At 63.2% G+C, this 16,526-nt stretch carries 14 protein-coding genes; 12 read left to right on the forward strand and 2 right to left on the reverse strand.

The annotated features are described in order from the left end of the window. Positions 1 to 15: 15 nt before the first annotated feature. The 4 genes from IE053_RS04280 (at position 16) to IE053_RS04295 (ending at position 4,510) form a co-directional block, all read left to right on the forward strand. Positions 16 to 246, forward strand: a complete 231-nt coding sequence (locus tag IE053_RS04280; RefSeq protein ID WP_189572330.1) for a hypothetical protein — start codon at positions 16 to 18, stop codon at positions 244 to 246. 35 nt (positions 247 to 281) lie between these two features. After that, positions 282 to 1,223 carry a tyrosine recombinase XerC gene (locus IE053_RS04285; protein WP_189572333.1) on the forward strand — a complete coding sequence of 314 codons (942 nt, stop codon included), beginning with the start codon at positions 282 to 284 and terminating at the stop codon, positions 1,221 to 1,223. Between the two features lie 322 nt (positions 1,224 to 1,545). Continuing rightward, positions 1,546 to 4,137 (forward strand): type I DNA topoisomerase, encoded by a 2,592-nt coding sequence (topA, locus tag IE053_RS04290; protein WP_189572336.1) that lies wholly within the window; start codon positions 1,546 to 1,548, stop codon positions 4,135 to 4,137. Positions 4,138 to 4,351: 214 nt separating this feature from the next. Then, complete coding sequence (locus tag IE053_RS04295) at positions 4,352 to 4,510, forward strand: hypothetical protein (protein ID WP_189572338.1); 159 nt, start codon at positions 4,352 to 4,354, stop codon at positions 4,508 to 4,510. Here the strand turns inward: IE053_RS04295 and IE053_RS04300 are convergent. After that, positions 4,507 to 5,685 carry a dipeptidase gene (locus tag IE053_RS04300; protein ID WP_189572341.1) on the reverse strand — a complete coding sequence of 393 codons (1,179 nt, stop codon included), beginning with the start codon at positions 5,683 to 5,685 and terminating at the stop codon, positions 4,507 to 4,509. The two genes, IE053_RS04295 and IE053_RS04300, sit on opposite strands and share 4 nt — an antisense overlap. Before the next feature lie 98 nt (positions 5,686 to 5,783). On the opposite strand from IE053_RS04300, the gene IE053_RS04305 reads away from it, so the two are divergent. After that, entirely contained in the window at positions 5,784 to 7,094 is a 1,311-nt protein-coding gene (locus IE053_RS04305) for an amidohydrolase (protein ID WP_189572344.1), read from the forward strand. A gap of 151 nt (positions 7,095 to 7,245) precedes the next feature. Here the strand turns inward: IE053_RS04305 and IE053_RS04310 are convergent, their stop codons facing one another. Beyond that, on the reverse strand, positions 7,246 to 9,870 hold the full coding sequence (locus IE053_RS04310) for a M14 family metallopeptidase (RefSeq protein ID WP_189572347.1): 2,625 nt from the start codon (positions 9,868 to 9,870) through the stop codon (positions 7,246 to 7,248). 158 nt (positions 9,871 to 10,028) lie between these two features. On the opposite strand from IE053_RS04310, the gene IE053_RS04315 reads away from it, so the two are divergent. The 7 genes from IE053_RS04315 to IE053_RS04345 are packed head-to-tail and all read left to right on the forward strand — an operon-like array spanning position 10,029 to position 16,433. Beyond that, positions 10,029 to 11,384, forward strand: coding sequence for an arylsulfotransferase family protein (locus tag IE053_RS04315; protein ID WP_189572350.1), 1,356 nt, complete (start codon positions 10,029 to 10,031; stop codon positions 11,382 to 11,384). A 48-nt stretch (positions 11,385 to 11,432) separates the two neighbouring features. Further along, complete coding sequence (locus tag IE053_RS04320; RefSeq protein WP_189572353.1) at positions 11,433 to 12,650, forward strand: MFS transporter; 1,218 nt, start codon at positions 11,433 to 11,435, stop codon at positions 12,648 to 12,650. Between the two features lie 50 nt (positions 12,651 to 12,700). Further along, on the forward strand, positions 12,701 to 13,951 hold the full coding sequence (locus IE053_RS04325) for a putative DNA modification/repair radical SAM protein (protein ID WP_189572356.1): 1,251 nt from the start codon (positions 12,701 to 12,703) through the stop codon (positions 13,949 to 13,951). Continuing rightward, positions 13,948 to 14,268, forward strand: a complete 321-nt coding sequence (locus tag IE053_RS04330; RefSeq protein ID WP_189572359.1) for a hypothetical protein — start codon at positions 13,948 to 13,950, stop codon at positions 14,266 to 14,268. The genes IE053_RS04325 and IE053_RS04330 overlap by 4 nt, the downstream gene beginning before the upstream one ends. Beyond that, entirely contained in the window at positions 14,255 to 15,691 is a 1,437-nt protein-coding gene (locus IE053_RS04335; RefSeq protein WP_189572361.1) for a UdgX family uracil-DNA binding protein, read from the forward strand. The genes IE053_RS04330 and IE053_RS04335 overlap by 14 nt, the downstream gene beginning before the upstream one ends. Before the next feature lie 3 nt (positions 15,692 to 15,694). Next, positions 15,695 to 15,994, forward strand: coding sequence for an RNA-binding S4 domain-containing protein (locus IE053_RS04340; protein WP_189572363.1), 300 nt, complete (start codon positions 15,695 to 15,697; stop codon positions 15,992 to 15,994). Next, a complete protein-coding gene (locus tag IE053_RS04345) occupies positions 15,987 to 16,433 on the forward strand; it encodes a tellurite resistance TerB family protein (RefSeq protein ID WP_189572366.1) in 447 nt (148 codons plus the stop codon). Before IE053_RS04340 ends, IE053_RS04345 begins: the two co-directional genes overlap by 8 nt. The last annotated feature ends 93 nt before the right edge of the window (positions 16,434 to 16,526 follow it).

The raw sequence follows: 16,526 nt of genomic DNA on the forward strand, positions 1-16,526 counted from the left end.
CATCAGGAAAAACCGATGATCAGAGCGTGTTTCCTTCTGGGTTCCGGAATTGCAGCCGTCGCGTTGAGCGGCTGCGGCACGGTTTCGACGGCGAGCGGCCTCGCCAAGCAGACCGGGCGAGCCGCGCTGCGCGCTGCCGGGGTCGAGGTTTCCACACCCCAAGCTCCTGAGAGCACCCAGACCGCGGACGCCAAGGGGGGTCGCCACTGGTCCGAGAACTGGGTCTGGGAAGGCGATCAGGATTAACCTCTTCTTGACCATGAGGCGCTGAGCCTCGGGCCGTGGCGGACCAAGATCTCACAAGCCTGACGGCCCGGTTTCTCGACACCCTGCGCGCCGAGCGCCGCGCCAGCCCCTACACCGTCAGGAATTACGGCAGCGCACTCGCGCATTTCGCCGAATTCATGTCAGGCCATCTCGGCGGCATGCCCACCGCGAAATCACTGAACAGCCTCAAGACCCGCGATTTCCGCGCTTTCCTCGCATCGCGCCACCGGGAAGGGCTCGATGCTGCGACACTCAGGCTCGAGCTTTCAGCGGTGCGCAGTTTCTTCCGCTACTGGGACCGCCAGGGCGTTCTCTCCTCTGCGGCACTTTCTGCCCTCAAATCCCCCAAGAAGCGCGCCGTGCTCCCCCGGCCCGTCAGCGCTCCGAATGCGGAAAAGCTGCTGCAGGCCGCGTCAGAACAGCCCGGCGACGCTAGCTGGATCGCCAAGCGGGACACAGCGCTCTTCACGCTTCTCTATGGTGCGGGCCTCAGGATCAGCGAGGCTCTGGGGTTGGGATGGCACATCGGCCAGGGCCATCTGCGTATCCACGGCAAGGGCGGAAAGTCACGGGACGTCCCCCTCCTCCCGGCGGTCCGTGAAGCGATCAGGGCCTACAAGGCAGCACTCGCGCAACAGGTACCCGGCTTCCTTGCCCAGGACGATCCACCGCTCTTCTTCGGGGCGCGCGGCGGTCGCCTTTCCGCCACCGTCGCCCAGGCGCGGATGCGCCATCTTCGCAAGGCTCTCGGCCTTCCTGAGAGCGCAACACCCCACGCCCTTCGCCATGCCTTCGCCACGGAACTGCTCGCTGGGGGCGCTGACCTGCGGGTTATCCAAGAGCTGCTCGGCCACGCCTCTTTGGCGTCGACCCAGCGCTATGTTGCTGTGGATCCCGATCGGCTGGCGGCTGAGCATCGGCGCTGTCATCCACGATCGCGGCTGTCTCGTAGCTGAGTGCCTGCGATGCCTCGAGCATCATGCCTTCTGCCTTGCTGAGAACGATTTCCACGCTCTCGCTGAGTTCCTCGAGACCGTTGATCCGGAAATAGGCCTCCAGCCGGATCAAGTGGGATAAAGCGGGTTTGATTGTTGCCTGCACAAAGGCATGATCAGGACGCGACAATTGAAAACTCCCCGTAAACCATCCGACTCAACCTCTAGATGAATTTCCTCCCGTTCACAACCTTTCATCGCCAAGGTACGTTGACAGAGTGAGATGACGTCACCACTTTGCCGCGGCCCAGCGCAAAGAATTCCCCGAAAGGTCCGAACCCTCATGCAGGTTGTCATTGTCGAGTCGCCGTCGAAAGCGAAAACCATCGGCAAATATCTGGGTAAGGACTACGAGGTGCTCGCCTCCTACGGCCATATCCGAGACCTTCCGTCCAAGGACGGTTCCGTTGACCCCGAGCAGGACTTCAAGATGCTCTGGGAGAGCGACGCCAAGTCGAAATCCCGCGTGAAAGAGATCGTCGACGCCGTGAAGGCTGCCGACGGCGTCATCCTCGCAACCGACCCCGACCGCGAAGGCGAGGCCATCTCCTGGCACCTCTACGACGTGCTTGCCCAGAAGAAGGCGCTGAAGGACAAGAAGGTCCAGCGAGTCGCCTTCAACGCCGTGACCAAGAAGGCGGTGCAGGAAGCAATCGCCAACCCGCGCGATATCGACCAGGACCTTGTCGATGCTTATCTCGCGCGCCGCGCACTGGACTACCTCGTCGGCTTCTCGCTCTCGCCGGTCCTGTGGCGCAAGCTGCCGGGCAGCCGTTCGGCAGGCCGCGTGCAGTCCGTCGCTCTCCGCCTGATCTGCGAGCGGGAACTCGAGATCGAGAAATTCGTTGCGGAGGAATTCTGGACCGTCGAGGCCCAGGTCACGGCCAACAGCGATCCCTTCACCGCGCGGCTCACCCATCTCGACGGCGAGAAGCTCGGCAAGTTCTCCCTCACCACCGAAGCTGACGGCGCCCGCGCCAAGGCACTGATCGAGGCTGCGGATTTCTCGATCGCCTCGGTCGAGGCCAAGCCCACCAAGCGCAACCCGTCCGCTCCGTTCACCACCTCCACCATGCAGCAGGAAGCGAGCCGCAAGCTCGGCTTTACCGCCAAGCGGACCATGCAGGCAGCCCAGCGGCTCTATGAGTCGGGCCTCATCACCTATATGCGGACCGACGGCATCGACATGGCGCCCGAGGCGGTCATGGCCTGCCGGGAGGAGATCAAGTCGCGCTATGGCGAACGCTTCGTTCCCGCTAGTCCGCGCATGTACAAGTCGAAGCAGAAAAACGCCCAGGAGGCGCACGAATGTATTCGGCCTACGGACTTCTCGAAACACCCTGACGACATCAAGGCCGGTGAGGACGAAGCCAAGCTCTACCGCCTGATCTGGCGTCGCTCCGTCGCCTGCCAGATGGCGAGTGCCGAGCTTGAGCAGACCACGATCGACATCCGGTCCTCCGACGACAAGATCGCCTTCCGCGCCACTGGCTCGGTCATCACCTTCGAAGGCTTCATCGCCGTCTATACCGAAGGCAAGGATGACGAGGAGGAAGAGAAGCAGGGCGTACTTCCGAAGGTGGAGCCGGGCACGCCCGCCATCGTCTCGAACGTCAAACCAGAGCAGCACTTCACCCAGCCGCCGCCCCGTTTCACCGAGGCATCGCTGGTCAAGGCCCTTGAGGAGAACGGCATTGGCCGCCCCTCAACCTACGCTTCGATCATCAGCACGCTGCAGGACCGGAATTATGTCCGCATGGACAAGAACCGGTTCATCCCCGAGGACCGTGGCAGGATCGTCACGGCCTTCCTCGAGAATTTCTTCGGCAAGTATGTCGAATACGACTTCACCGCGCAGCTCGAAGAAACCCTCGACGAGATTTCCGCGGGCAAGGAAAACTGGCGCGCCTTCCTGGCCCGGTTCTGGGAGGAGTTTCACGCCAAGATCGAGGATATGACTGGCCTCCGGATCACCGAGGTTCTCGATGTCCTCAACGAAGCCCTCGGCCCGCACATCTTCCCCGACAAAGGCGACGGCACCGATCCGCGCCTCTGCCCGACCTGTGGCGAAGGCCAGCTCAGTCTGAAGGTCGGCCGCTACGGCGCCTTCATTGGCTGCTCGCGCTATCCCGATTGCAAGCACACGCGCCAGCTCGGCAAGGACGCGCAGGAAGCGCCGGAGGACAGGGTGCTCGGCATCGATCCGGACACCTCCACCGAAGTCTCGCTCAAGAGCGGCCGTTTCGGTCCGTATGTCGAACGCGCTCCACAGTCAGAGGACGAAAAGCCCAAACGGGCCTCGATCCCGAGGGGCTGGAACCCGCAGGAGATCGACCTCGACAAGGCGCTCATGCTTCTCAACCTTCCCCGCGATGTCGGTCCGCACCCGGAGGATGGCCAGACCATCGAAGCCGGCATCGGGCGCTTCGGCCCCTTCGTGAAGCACGGCAAGACCTACGCATCGCTCGAGAGCGTCGATGATGTGTGGGAGATCGGTATCAACCGTGCCGTGACCCTGATTGCGGACAAGATCGCCAATCCCAGAGGCCGCGGCCGGGCAGCGGCGAAGCCCAAGAAAGAGCTTGGCAAGCATCCCGACACGGATGAAGTGGTCGGCCTCTATGACGGCCGCTACGGCCCCTACGTCAAGCATGGGAAGACCAACGCCACGATCCCGAAGGACATCAACCCCGACGAGATCACCCTCGAACAGGCCCTCGCCCTGATCGCCGACAAAGAGACCAAGAAGCCGACCAAGAAAAAGGCCACGAAGAAAAAGGCGGCGAAGAAGAAAGCTACAAAGAAGAAGGCCACCAAGAAGGCGACGAAGAAGACCACCAAGAAGGCTGCGCCGAAAGCCGACGCGGCGGATTGATCCCTGCTGTCATCCCGGGGCCGCGCAGCGGAGCCCGGGACCCAAACAGCGCTACCTATGGGTTCCGGGCTCAGGCTTCGCCTGCCCCGGAATGACAGGCTTTGAACTCTTCCGTGTCCCTCTTCGATTGCCTGCAGCCCATGCGGATCTTCCCCGCACTTGCGCCCACGCCCACCGACCCCAACATCTCCTCTGAAGCAGGGGAGACGATATCATGTGGCTAGGCATACTCTGGTGGCTGTTTGACGATCACCTCGCCGAGGCACTCGGCACGCCGGGGCTTGGCGAGCTGCCGATCTGGGTGCCGTTCCTGATCGGCATCGCGTTCAGTTTCACCATCTCCGCTTCGGTCAAGAGTGGACGGCGCGACTAGCGCATCTTCCGCGCGACTCGCTCGACCTCTTCCCAGACCCGCAGGGCATTGCCCGAGAGGATCTTCTTGATGTCCTCGTCGGAGTATCCGCGATCCATCAGGCCCTGCACAAGGTTCGGCATGGTCGAGGCGTCTTTCAGGTTCGTCGGAAGGCTATCGCCCACGCCATCATAGTCCGAGCCGAGCCCCACATGGTCGATCCCGGCCAGTTCCACCACGCGGTCGATATGGTCGAGGACATCTGAAAGATCCGCATAAGGATAGGGATTCTCTTCGCGGAAGATCGCATCGAACTCGGCGAACGCTTCATCGCTATGCTGACGGCCGTTCGCGCCCAGCCATTCGTTATAGGCATCGCTGCGCGCCTTCGACCAGTCACGCGGCTCGTTCGACAGGAAGCTCGAGCCGTAATTGATCATGATGACCCCGCCGTTCTCGCCCAGCTTGCGCACCATGTCATCGGACATGTTACGCTCGAATCCGGGCGTGAAGTGGCGAAGGGAAGAGTGCGAGGCGATCACTGGTGCCTTGGTGATCTCCATCACGTCGTCAAAGGCTTCGTCGGAGATATGGCTGACATCGACCATCACGCCGATGGCATTCATCCGTTCAACGAGCATCTTGCCGAATGGTGACAGCCCGCGCCAGCGGCGCTCATCGTCATAGGAGCTGTCCGAGATGTGGTTTACCTTGGAATGGGTCAGCGTGATGTAGCGGATGCCGCGGTCGTAGAAGTGCTCGAGGTTCTCGATATCCCCTTCGATCGGCGCACCGTTCTCCATGCCCAGCGGCAGCGCGATCTTGCCCGCCTTGGTGATACGGCGGACGTCCTTCGGAGATTTCGCAATCTCGAACTTGTCCGGGTGCTGATAGACAAGGCCTTCGATCAGGCCGATCAGGCGGTCCGCCTGTGCCTTGGCGCCGCCGGTCTCCTGGAAATCCGCCGCGACATAGATCGACATGAACGGCGCGTTGAGCCCGCCTTGCATGGCTCGGGGAAAGTCGAAGTCGCCCTTCTCCGTCGCCTCGCCGACATCTTCGCCCGAGCGAGCGACGCGATAGGGCACGTCCACATGGCCATCGAGGATGATCGTCTCCTGCGCGATGCGGCGGGCCTCCTCGGAGACTTCCATCTGGAATGCGAGCGCAGTAGTGAGAAGAAGGGTCGTCAGCATCGGAAATCTCCCGGAGTTCCGCGTTGCCTAGCCTGTTCGCTGCAGATGGCCAAACGCCGCATTTGCGTTGCGGGCGGTTTCTTGGTTCCCTCCCGGCCATGAGAAAGCTCGCCGCCCTTGCCGCCTCCGCCCTCGCCCTTTCCGCCGCATCCGCCCAGGACCTGAAAGCCGATGCCGCCAAGGACTGGAAAGCGCTGCGCCCGCTCTACGAGCACCTGCACGCCAATCCCGAGCTTTCCTTCGAGGAGCATGAGACCGCCAAGCGCATGGCGCGGGAGCTGAAGAAACTCGGCTTCAGGGTTACCGAGGGTGTCGGCGGCACCGGCGTCGTCGGCGTCATCGAGAACGGCGAAGGCCCCGTCGTCATGGTCCGCGCCGACATGGACGGCCTGCCCGTGGTCGAGGACACCGGGCTCCCCTACGCCTCGAAGGTCACCGCCAAGAACCGCTTTGGGGAGACCCAGCCTGCCATGCACGCCTGCGGCCATGACGTCCACATGACCGCCCTCATCGGAACGATGCGCCAGCTGATGAACCGGAAGGACGACTGGTCGGGCACGCTCATCGCTATCCTTCAGCCTGCCGAGGAAATTGGCGAGGGTGCCAAGGCCATGCTCGATGATGGTCTCTACGATCGCTTCCCGACCCCGGATTATGTCCTTGGCCTCCACGACGCAGCGCAAATGCCTGCGGGCATGGTTGGCTATTCCTCAGGCTGGGCGCTCGCGAACGTCGACTCCGTCGACCTCTACGTGAAAGGCGTCGGTGGCCACGGCGCCTATCCGCATACGACCAAGGACCCTATCGTCATCGCCTCGCAGATCGTGAATGGCCTGCAGACCCTTGTCAGCCGCGAGACTGATCCCCTGGACAGCGCCGTCGTGACCGTTGGCGCCTTCAATGCAGGCTACAAGCACAACATCATCCCGGACGAAGCCCACCTACAGCTTACCGTGCGGAGCTATTCCGACGAAACCCGCCAGCGCCTCCTTTCCGGGATCGAACGCATCGCCCGCGCCCAAGCCCTGGCGGCGGGCCTGCCGGAAGAGCTTATGCCGGTGGTGGAGATTTCCGATCCCTACACGCCCTCGACCTATAACGACCCGGACCTGACCGCCCGCGCGACGTCGGCCATGGCTGCAGTGCTCGGGGAGGAGAACGTGATCGCGACCCCGCCTGTCATGGGCGGCGAGGACTTCTCACAATTCGGACGGACCGAGGAGGATGTCCCGACGCTGATCTTCTGGGTCGGAGCGGTCGATCCTGAGACCTTCGCGAAGTCCCAGGCGGGCGAGGTCGAATTGCCCTCGCTCCACTCGCCCTTCTTCGCCCCGGATGCAGAGCCGACGATCACCACGGGCGTCACGGCCATGACCGCCGCGGTCCTCGATCTGATGGACACTGAATAAACTTCATTCCGGGGACCCGTGAAGCCGGGTCCCGGGACCCCGACAGTGCCGGCTTTGGATCAAGGGCTCGCTCGACCAGCGCCCGGGGATGACGGTCGGAGAGATCGCGCGCCTCGCCGACTTATCCCCCGGGCGGGATGATCTGCTTCACTCAGTCCGTATACGCGGGCGCAAGCACCACGGCATTGGCGACCAGCAGGTCGAGCCCGTCGAGATAGCCCCGCACCGTCGGGTCCTGCGCGAAACCGATGGCCATCCCGTCGCCGACACGGTCGGCAACGACGAATGGCTTGCGGCCAAGCTGCTTGCGCACGTCGTCCCAGAGATAGCCCGAGGCGAGGAGGTTGTCCGGCCCGCGATAGCTGAAGACATTCGTGCCCTCATTGGCTCGCATCGGCGCATAGATCGTGCTGCCGCGGAAGAGCGTGATGGCTTCGTCATAACCCGAGCTCAGGAAGTGGTCCTCGTTCGCGCTCGCACGGAGAAGCACCCCCGGCACCCGATCCGGTCGGCCGCCGGGCGAAGCCGTCGCGGCAGCGTAGTCCTCTTCCGACCAGAGCTCGGTGCCCGGCACGACTTTCTCGTCACCGTCGCTGGTCTCCTTCGCGCCGACCTTGTTCTCGCGCCGAAGGGTCAGAAGCCCCACATCATCGGAGGCAAGGGCATCGACGCCAGAGCCGAGGCCAATCACGACGCCGCCTTCTTCAGCGAACTCCTTGAGCGCCGCACCGCCACGCCCCAGCACCGTTCCGAAGCTGAAACGGGTTTCCGGCACGATGATGACATCATATCGTGAGAGATCGGCACGCCCCATGCTCCGCACCCGGATCGGTGTCACGGGGATGCCAAGACGCCGCTCGAGGACGTAGCGGGTGCTGCCAGCGGAAAGCGGGGATGTCCCCTCGCCCCAGGCCATGGCCACTTTTGGCATACGGACATCGCTGAAGCTTCGCGAACCGAAATTCGGGCCCTCATCGACCCAGCTTGAATCCATCGCCACGAGGTCGCCGCCATGCTCCGCGACAAGCTTGCTCAGCGTCTCGCGCAGTCCGTCTCCATTCATCGCATGCGTGAAGACCACCGTCCCGCGCGGCAGGCTTTCTCCACCGGTCACGAACCCCGTATCGGTCGTCCGCCCACGGATGCCGGCCTTCAGCGCTGCGACCAGGAGCTTCGCCTGCTCGGCATCGTCCCAGGGCAGCGCGTAGCCGAATTGCGCTTCAGGCAGCCGCGCAATGACCTGTTCCTTGCGGAACGGATCGAGCGCACTCTCGTCCAGCGTGGCACAGGTCGTGAAATCGAGGTCGTTCATCAGCGGGAGCGACCAGGCAGTGACGTCGTAGAGCTCATGGCCGAGCCCCCGCGAACGGCGATCTTCCTGCTCCTTGACGAAATCCTCCGGAAGCGGGGTATTCTCGTCGAGCAGTGTACGGACCAGACGACCATCGGGTTGCGCCCGGTCGATGACGATCGCACCCTCTGGATAGTCAGCGCCGCAGATCTTCGCGCCTTCGTCCGCCTTCATGACTTCGATGCCCTGCTCGACCAACCTCTCGGCCATGGCCTCGGCCTGGCTGTCGCGATGGCGGAGATCGATGACCGTATAGCGGTCCCGCGCCCTTTCGTTCTCCTCAATCGCGGAAGCACGGTCATCCGCGTAGACCGACAGGAAGCGGTCCTTGTTCCCGGCCACTGTCGCTGCAGTCATCAAGGTTGCATAGAAGTGGTTCCTGACGCCGTCCTCATAGGTCAGCGTCTCGCCGTCGGCCCGGTCATACTTCAAGCCGCGCGGCGAAGCCTGTTCATAGGTCATCGCCACGGCACCGCGCAGCGCCGGCCACATGTCGCCGAAGCCGGGATAGAAATTGTCGTACACTTCGCGGGTGAAGTACGGAATGCCCAGCTCGTCGAACTTGCTTGCGATGGACCGGCCCACGATCTCCTGACTCTCGCGAGTGTTCTCCGTAAGCTGAGGGTTGAATGGTCGCGCCGCCGGAGCGAAATAATAGGTCGAGTCCGAACCCATCTCATGCGCATCGACCACGGCGACCGGGTTCCAGTCGATGATCGCGCTGACCTTGCCCTTCGTCTCCGGCTGGGAGAGCGTGAACCAGTCGCGGTTCATGTCGAAGAGATAGTGATTGAAGCGCCCGCCCGGCCACGGCTCGTCACGCTCCGCCGCGTAGGCCGCTCCTTGTGTCTCAAGGCCACGGGCCTGCTCGAAGCTCGATACAAAGCGCGCCCTGCCATCCGGGTTCTGCATCGGATCGATGATGACGATCGTCTCGTCGAGAATCTCATCCACCGTCGCATCGTCTCGCGCGGCGAGCAGGTGGTAGGCGAGCGCTAGGCCGGCATCCGTGGACGTGATCTCATTGCCGTGGACGCCGTAAGCGAGCCAGGTGACGGCGGGCAGTTCCTCGACCAGCGCGTCCCGTTCCTCTTCGGACAGCACTCCGGAGGCAAGGCGGTCGAGGCCTTCCTTGATCTCGTCGATCCGCGAAATGTTCTCCTCGCCCCCGATCACTGCATAGACCAGCGGTCGGCCTTCCCAGCTCTCGGCATACTGGATGAGCTTCATGCGCTCGGGCGCTGCGGCCTGCAGCTTCTCGAGATAGCGGATCGCCTCGTCCGGCGCCGTGATCTCCGCACCATTCACGTGCCCGAGCACGGTTTGCATGGTCGGCACGCCGGCGGCGTAGGAGCCATCGGTGAAAGGAAGCTCAGCGTGAGCGGACGCGGCCAGAACAGCCACGGAAGCGAAAAGAGAACGCATACCCATCCCCAAAATCTGGAAGCCCCGAGGCTAGAAGAAAGGCGTGAATATTCCAAACACGCGGAAAGGGAACTTATATTCGGCCACTCCACTGACTTGTTTTCCACATAGCGTCACAGGATCATGCTAAGGACACGGGGCATGAGGGGAATTTGACCATGAGCGAGCGGTCTGACGCCGGCAAATTGGCGGCGATCAAGTCTTGGGTAATCCGCAACCGGGAGGCGCTGGAGCGCGGTGCCTTCGCAGCAGGCATTCTGTTCGTTGTGTTCATGGCCGGGCTCACCATGGGATTCCTCAAGATCGGCCCAAGCTTCATCGTCCGGGACACACTGGACGTCGCGCGGGAGCTGGCCCGTGACGGGAAAGCCTATTTTGCCTCCAAGCCGACCAAGCACATCGCCCCTCTTCGCTATGACGAGACGGGGATCGTTGTCGCTGATTCTTCACGGATGCAGCCCGGCGTCACCTTCATCACCGGGCTTTTCGGAAACACGCTTGGCGTGCGCCTTTATGCCGAAGACGGAGCATTGCTGCACGAGTGGCCGATCAATTTCTTCGATGTTGCGCGAGAGGAGATGGGGTATCCCTTCGATACCCTGATCCACGGCTCGGCCCTCATGCCGAACGGCGACATCATCGTGAACCTCGATGGCCGCGGCGTCATGCGGGTCTCCGCCTGCGGAGAAATCCTGTGGCGCAGCCGCGACCGGAGCCACCATGCTGTCGACCTTGCGAGCGACGGCACCATCTGGACGCCGATCTACAGGCCCCGCTACCGCGAGGAACGCCTCCTGCCAGGCACGACCTTCAACTATGACGCCATCGGAGCGTTCGACCCTGACAGCGGAGAGATGCTGCGGGAAGTCGACATCGTCGATGCCGTGATCGCCTCGGGGCGCCAAGGTCTCGTTCTCAGCAATGATGTCCATCCCGGCGACGTCATGCACCTCAACGATGTCGAGGTGCTGAGGCCGGATATGGCCGATGCCTTCCCCCTGTTCGAGGCAGGCGACCTCCTTCTCTCCAGTCGACACTTCAACCAGATCTGGGTGCTCGACGGGAAGACCGGTGCGCTCAAATGGTGGCATGTGGGCAGCACGATCGGCCAGCATGACCCGGACTTCCAGCCCGACGGCACGATCACCGTTTTCGACAACCGCACCCTTGGCCGGCCCGCTCCCGAAAATGGCTGGCTGGGCACCGGAGGCGGCAGCCGGATCGTCAGCATCGATCCTGTCACCCACGAGGACCGGGTCCTTTACCAGTCGACCCCGGACAATCCGTTCTACACAGCCTTTCGCGGCAAGCACCAGGTCCAACCCAATGGCAACATCCTCATCACCGAGACAGACGCCGGGCGCGTCTTCGAAGTGACGCCGGAGGGCGAGATCGTCTGGTCCCTCGTCAACGCCTATGACGAGGACGAGATCGGCTGGCTCATGGGTGCGCTGCGCTACCCAGCCGACCACCTCGCGCCGGGCAGCCTGAGCTGCGATGCGGAGGCGAGCTGAACCGTCGGCCCTTGCGCCCGCGGGCGCCCTCACGCACACGGGCAGCCCATGGCATTCCTTCGCGACAATTTCCGTTGGCTCCTCGGAGGCTTCCTGCTGACGCTCTTCTCCGGCTTCGGGCAGACAATCTTTATCGGCGCATCCGGCGGCGAGCTCCGCGAGGCCTTCGGCATGTCGAACGGGCAATGGGGCAATCTCTACGGCCTCGCGACCCTCGCCAGCGCGGCAACCCTGCCCTTCGTTGGCAAAATCATGGACTACCGCCCCGGTTGGCAGGTCGCGGCGATGGTCATTCCGGGCCTCGCCATCGCCTGCGTCTCGATGGCCTTCGCACAGTCGGTGCTGATGCTCGGCGTCAGCCTCTACCTGCTCCGTCTCCTCGGTCAGGGAATGATGAGCCACATCGCGCTGACCGAGACAGCGCGCTGGTTCGCTGCCAGTCGTGGCAAGGCGATCAGCCTTGTCGTCCTCGGCTTCCAGGCGCAGGAAGCGATCTTGCCCCTCACCTTCACCCTGCTGGTGGCGAATTACGGCTACCAGACCGGGTGGCTCGCGGGCGCGGCGGTCCTGGTGGTCTTCGCGCTCCCCGTGATCGTCTGGCTGCTGAAGAAACCGCGTGAGCCGCAGGGCGAAGCGGAGGTTGCCGTCACCTCGGGCCGCGACTGGACCCGTGGCGAGGTAATCCGTGACCCCCTTTTCTACGCCATGTCCACCGGTGTCCTCGCGCCGCCCTTCATTGGCACGACGCTCTTCTTCCACCGCGATCATCTGGCCGAGCTTCGCAGCCTTTCCGACGCCACCATGGGCGCAGGCATCCCGGTCATGGCTTTTCTCACGGTCGGTTTTGCTCTGCTGACCGGCAGGCTGGTGGACCGCTTCGGTGCCTCGCGGCTGCTTCCAATCGTCATGGCACCCCTGGCGCTTGGCTGCCTTGCCGTCGCCTTCCTCGACGGCGCCCTCGGCGTCATCATCTTCTTCGCACTCTTCGGTATCAGCTACGGCTTCGCCACCACCCTCTTCGGTTCGATCTGGCCCGAGGCCTATGGCACCCGCTATCTCGGCTCCATCCGCTCGGTGACCCAGTCGGCCATGGTGTTTGCCACGGCCCTCGGCCCGTGGATCACGGGAGCGCTGATCGATCAGGGCATCTCCCTGCCAACCCAGTTCGGCTGGATGGCGGTCTATTGCGCGGTCGCCGGCGTGTTCCTCATGGGTGCATCGCGCAGGCTCGTTGCCCGCAACGCCTCGGCCACCGCGACGGCCTGACGCTCGACCTCCCTCTTGCAGTTCCTTTCAAGACGGAACATTATGCGAACATGAGTATCTCCGAGAAGACGATCTCCAAGCTTCGCGTGCTTGCGGATGCGGCCAAATACGATGCCTCCTGCGCCTCGTCAGGCAGCACGAAGCGCGACAGCCGCGATGGCAAGGGGGTCGGCTCGGTCGAGGGCATGGGCATCTGCCACGCCTACGCGCCCGATGGCCGGTGCATCAGCCTGCTGAAGATCCTTCTCACCAATTCCTGCATTTTCGATTGCGCCTATTGCATCAACCGCAGCTCTTCCTCCGTGGAGCGCGCCCGCTTCACCCCGCGGGAGGTCGCCGACCTCACCCTCAATTTCTACAAGCGCAACTATATCGAGGGTCTTTTCCTCAGCTCAGGGATCATCCGCTCGCCCGATTACACGATGGAACAGATCGTCGAGGTCGCGCGAATACTGCGCGAGGAGTACGACTTCCGCGGCTATATTCACCTCAAGACGATCCCCGAGGCCGCGCCCGAGCTGATCGAGGCCGCTGGCAGGCACGCCGACCGCGTGTCGATCAATGTCGAACTCCCCTCCCGCAAGTCCCTGAAAGCGCTCGCGCCTGAGAAAGACCGTGACGGCATCGAGGGTGCCATGGCGAAGATGCGTGAACGGATCGATGCCTTCAAGGCGGACAAGACCCGCCGGGCAAGGAAACCGCTCTTCGCCCCCGGCGGCCAGTCGACCCAGATGATCATAGGCGCTGACGACGAGAAAGATGCCAGCGTCCTGCGCACGGCGACGGACCTTTACAACCGGCACCGCCTGCGCCGCGTCTACTATTCCGCTTATTCACCGATCCCCGATGCCAAGCCCGGCATGCCCGCCCAGAAACCGCCGCTGGTTCGCGAGCACAGGCTCTACCAAGCCGACTGGCTGACACGTTTCTACGGCTTCCAGCCCGATGAGATCATCTCCACCATGGAGAACGGGATGCTCGACCTCGCCACGGATCCTAAGCTCGTCTGGGCGCTCAAGAACCAGGGCTTCTTCCCGATCGACGTCAACCGGGCGACGAAGGAGCAGCTCCTGCGTATACCCGGCGTCGGCACGAAGGGCGTTGCCAAGATCATTGCCGCCCGCCGTCACGGGGCGCTCCGTTATGACGACCTCGCGAGGATCGCGGCGAGCATCCGCAAGATCAGTCCGTTCGTGACAACGCCCGATTGGCGTCCTACATCGCTTCTCGATTCAGGTGCTCTGGAGGCAAGAATGCGAAAGCCTGCCGAGCAGCAGGACCTTTTCGCGGTGGCGGCATGAGCAGCGGACGATTTCTCGAGAACACGACCGACGAGCTTTTTGACTGGTGCATGGTGGTTCTGGAAAACGCCTACGGCTTCTACGCAGAGCGTTTCCCTAACCTGCAGCCGCTGACCGACCAGTACGAACGCCAGCGGGACCTGCTCGAGAAGACCCGTTCCAATGACGACCTGCGCGGGATGCGCATCCTGTCGGTGGACTTCTTCGACGCAACCTCACGGGCGCATCACGACCTCGTCGCCCGCGTGAACGACGCGCTGGTCAGCCGCTTCGGACCGGACACCGCGCTGATCCCCACCCGTGATGAGCGCGCCTGAACGCATCGTCTCCCTTTCATCCGACGATGACCTTCAGGCCTGGAAGCGCGAGGCCCGCGCACTCCTCAAGGAAGGTGTCCATCCCGACAGCGTTGTCTGGCGTGTCGGTGGTGAAGGGGATCTCTTCGCCAGCGAGCTCGGCGGAACCTACGCTCCGCCTGCGGAGAAGGTCTCGATTCCGCGCAAGGCTGCAAAACTGGTCGAGACGGCGCTCCACCATTCTGGCTCGGGGCGCTTGGGGCTTCTTTATCGCTTTCTCTGGCGCGCCCAGCGTGACCGCTCGCTGCCGGACAACATGGCTGACCCCGACACACTTGCTGTCCACCGCCTGGAAAAAGCCGTGCGGCGCGACGCGCACAAGATGCACGCTTTCGTCCGCTTCCGGAAGGTTGGGGAGGACGATGGGCGCGAGCGGTATGCTGCCTGGTTCGAGCCTGACCATCACATCGTCGAGCGCGAGGCGCCTTTTTTCGTCCGTCGATTCGCCAATATGGATTGGGCCATCGTGACGCCGCGAAAGACAGCGATCTATTGGGGCGGCGAGGTGTTCTTCGCCGAAGGAGGCCGCCGCGAGGATGTTCCGGCGGAGGACGCTTTCGAGGATGCCTGGCGCGCCTATTACGCCAGCATCTTTAACCCTGCGAGGATCATGACCGATGCGATGCGCGCCGAGATGCCGAAGAAATACTGGAAGAACCTTCCCGAGGCGGCGCTCATTCCCGAGCTTCTCGAGCAGGCTCCGGCACGGGTCGCGGTGATGAACGCCCGCGCCGCCGCTGACGACACGGCCCGCCACACATCGAGAATGCTCCGCGTGGAGCCGGGTCACAACAGCCTCGAAAGCGTCCATGACGCCATCCGCCGTTTCCATGCGGAGGAACTAGGGGACGCCGTCACGAAACCCGTCCCCGGCGAAGGTCCGCCGGATGCCAATCTGTTCTTCATCGGCGAACAACCGGGCGATCAGGAAGACATCACAGGCCGTCCCTTCGTCGGGCCTGCGGGCCAGCTCTTCGATCGCTTCCTGCAGGCGGCTGGCATTGACAGGTCTTCCGCCTACGTGACGAATGCAGTCAAGCGCTTCAATTTCATCGAGCGCGGGAAGCGCCGTATCCACCAGACCCCGAAGGCCGGCGAGATCGACATTTGGGCGCCTTTCCTGATGCAGGAGCATCGCCTTGTGCAGCCCAAGGTGACGGTCACGCTCGGCGCGACCGCCCTGCGCGGCTTCTTCGGCAGGCCGGTCAAGCTGTCGGAAGTCCGCGGCGAAACCATTCCGCTGCCGGAGGAATTGGGTGGCGTCTGCGTGCCCACCTTCCACCCTTCCTATCTCTTGCGGATCCAGGACGAAGGCCAACGTGCGATCGAAGAACGAAAATTCGTTGCGGACCTTGAAAAGGCACGCGAGCTGGCCTTCGCTTGAAGCGTGACCGAGGAAACCGCCCGTCTCGACAAATGGCTCTGGTGCGTTCGCATCTACAAGACGCGCGCACTGGCGGCGCAGGTCATCTCGGGCAAGAGCCCGCGCATCACCCGCGATGGACAGACCATGCGCACGGACAAACCGGCCTTCAAGCTCAGGATCGGTGATACTGTGACAGTGATGCGCGGCCGCCAGCTCTTTGTTCTCGAAGTTTTGAACCTACCTGACAGGAGGGTCTCGGCGCCCGAAGCGCGGACCTGTTATGTGAACCATGCCGCCGAGGAGGAGCAGCCCGATGCTTGACCGCCTGTTCAAGAGCTTTGCGAAAGACAGGGGCGAGGAAACGCCAGACGAGGATGCCCTCCCCCGCGCCGTCGCTGCCCTGCTCGTCGAAGCCGCCAGGGCCGATGAAGAGTACACGGACGAAGAACGCGGGTTGATCGACCGCATTCTGATGGGACAGTTCAGACTGTCGGCCGAAGGTGCAGCCGATCTCCGCGCCAGGGCTGAAGCCGCGCAGGCGGAGGCAAATGACCTCTACCAGTTCAGCCGCGTGGTGAAGGATGCCCTCGACCGCGACGGCAAGATGCAGCTTGTCGAGGATATGTGGCGGGTGGTCCTTACCGATGAAGAACGCGACCCGCACGAAGAGATGGTGATCCGCAGGCTGATCGGCCTCATCCATCTCGAGGACACGGACAGCACCGCCGCAAGGCGCCGTGCCGAGGCTTCGGCGGAATAGCTCGGGCTTAAATCCCATCATCCCGGCCGTCCTGAGGGGGCCGGGATGCCAGCCAGCATAGCGCGCAACAAAAAAGGCGCCCGGAGGCGCCCT

This window comes from Parvularcula lutaonensis (assembly GCF_014651915.1).
GTDB lineage: Bacteria > Pseudomonadota > Alphaproteobacteria > Caulobacterales > Parvularculaceae > Parvularcula > Parvularcula lutaonensis.

What these genes read in the sequence shown, in the direction of transcription:
- IE053_RS04280 (WP_189572330.1), top strand. Translation starts at nt 16, where the DNA reads ATGATCAGAGCGTGTTTCCTTCTGGGTTCCGGAATTGCAGCCGTCGCG.
- topA (WP_189572336.1), top strand. Translation starts at nt 1,546, where the DNA reads ATGCAGGTTGTCATTGTCGAGTCGCCGTCGAAAGCGAAAACCATCGGC.
- IE053_RS04295 (WP_189572338.1), top strand. Translation starts at nt 4,352, where the DNA reads ATGTGGCTAGGCATACTCTGGTGGCTGTTTGACGATCACCTCGCCGAG.
- IE053_RS04300 (WP_189572341.1), bottom strand. Translation starts at nt 5,685, where the DNA reads ATGCTGACGACCCTTCTTCTCACTACTGCGCTCGCATTCCAGATGGAA.
- IE053_RS04305 (WP_189572344.1), top strand. Translation starts at nt 5,784, where the DNA reads ATGAGAAAGCTCGCCGCCCTTGCCGCCTCCGCCCTCGCCCTTTCCGCC.
- IE053_RS04310 (WP_189572347.1), bottom strand. Translation starts at nt 9,870, where the DNA reads ATGCGTTCTCTTTTCGCTTCCGTGGCTGTTCTGGCCGCGTCCGCTCAC.
- IE053_RS04315 (WP_189572350.1), top strand. Translation starts at nt 10,029, where the DNA reads ATGAGCGAGCGGTCTGACGCCGGCAAATTGGCGGCGATCAAGTCTTGG.
- IE053_RS04320 (WP_189572353.1), top strand. Translation starts at nt 11,433, where the DNA reads ATGGCATTCCTTCGCGACAATTTCCGTTGGCTCCTCGGAGGCTTCCTG.
- IE053_RS04325 (WP_189572356.1), top strand. Translation starts at nt 12,701, where the DNA reads ATGAGTATCTCCGAGAAGACGATCTCCAAGCTTCGCGTGCTTGCGGAT.
- IE053_RS04330 (WP_189572359.1), top strand. Translation starts at nt 13,948, where the DNA reads ATGAGCAGCGGACGATTTCTCGAGAACACGACCGACGAGCTTTTTGAC.
- IE053_RS04335 (WP_189572361.1), top strand. Translation starts at nt 14,255, where the DNA reads ATGAGCGCGCCTGAACGCATCGTCTCCCTTTCATCCGACGATGACCTT.
- IE053_RS04345 (WP_189572366.1), top strand. Translation starts at nt 15,987, where the DNA reads ATGCTTGACCGCCTGTTCAAGAGCTTTGCGAAAGACAGGGGCGAGGAA.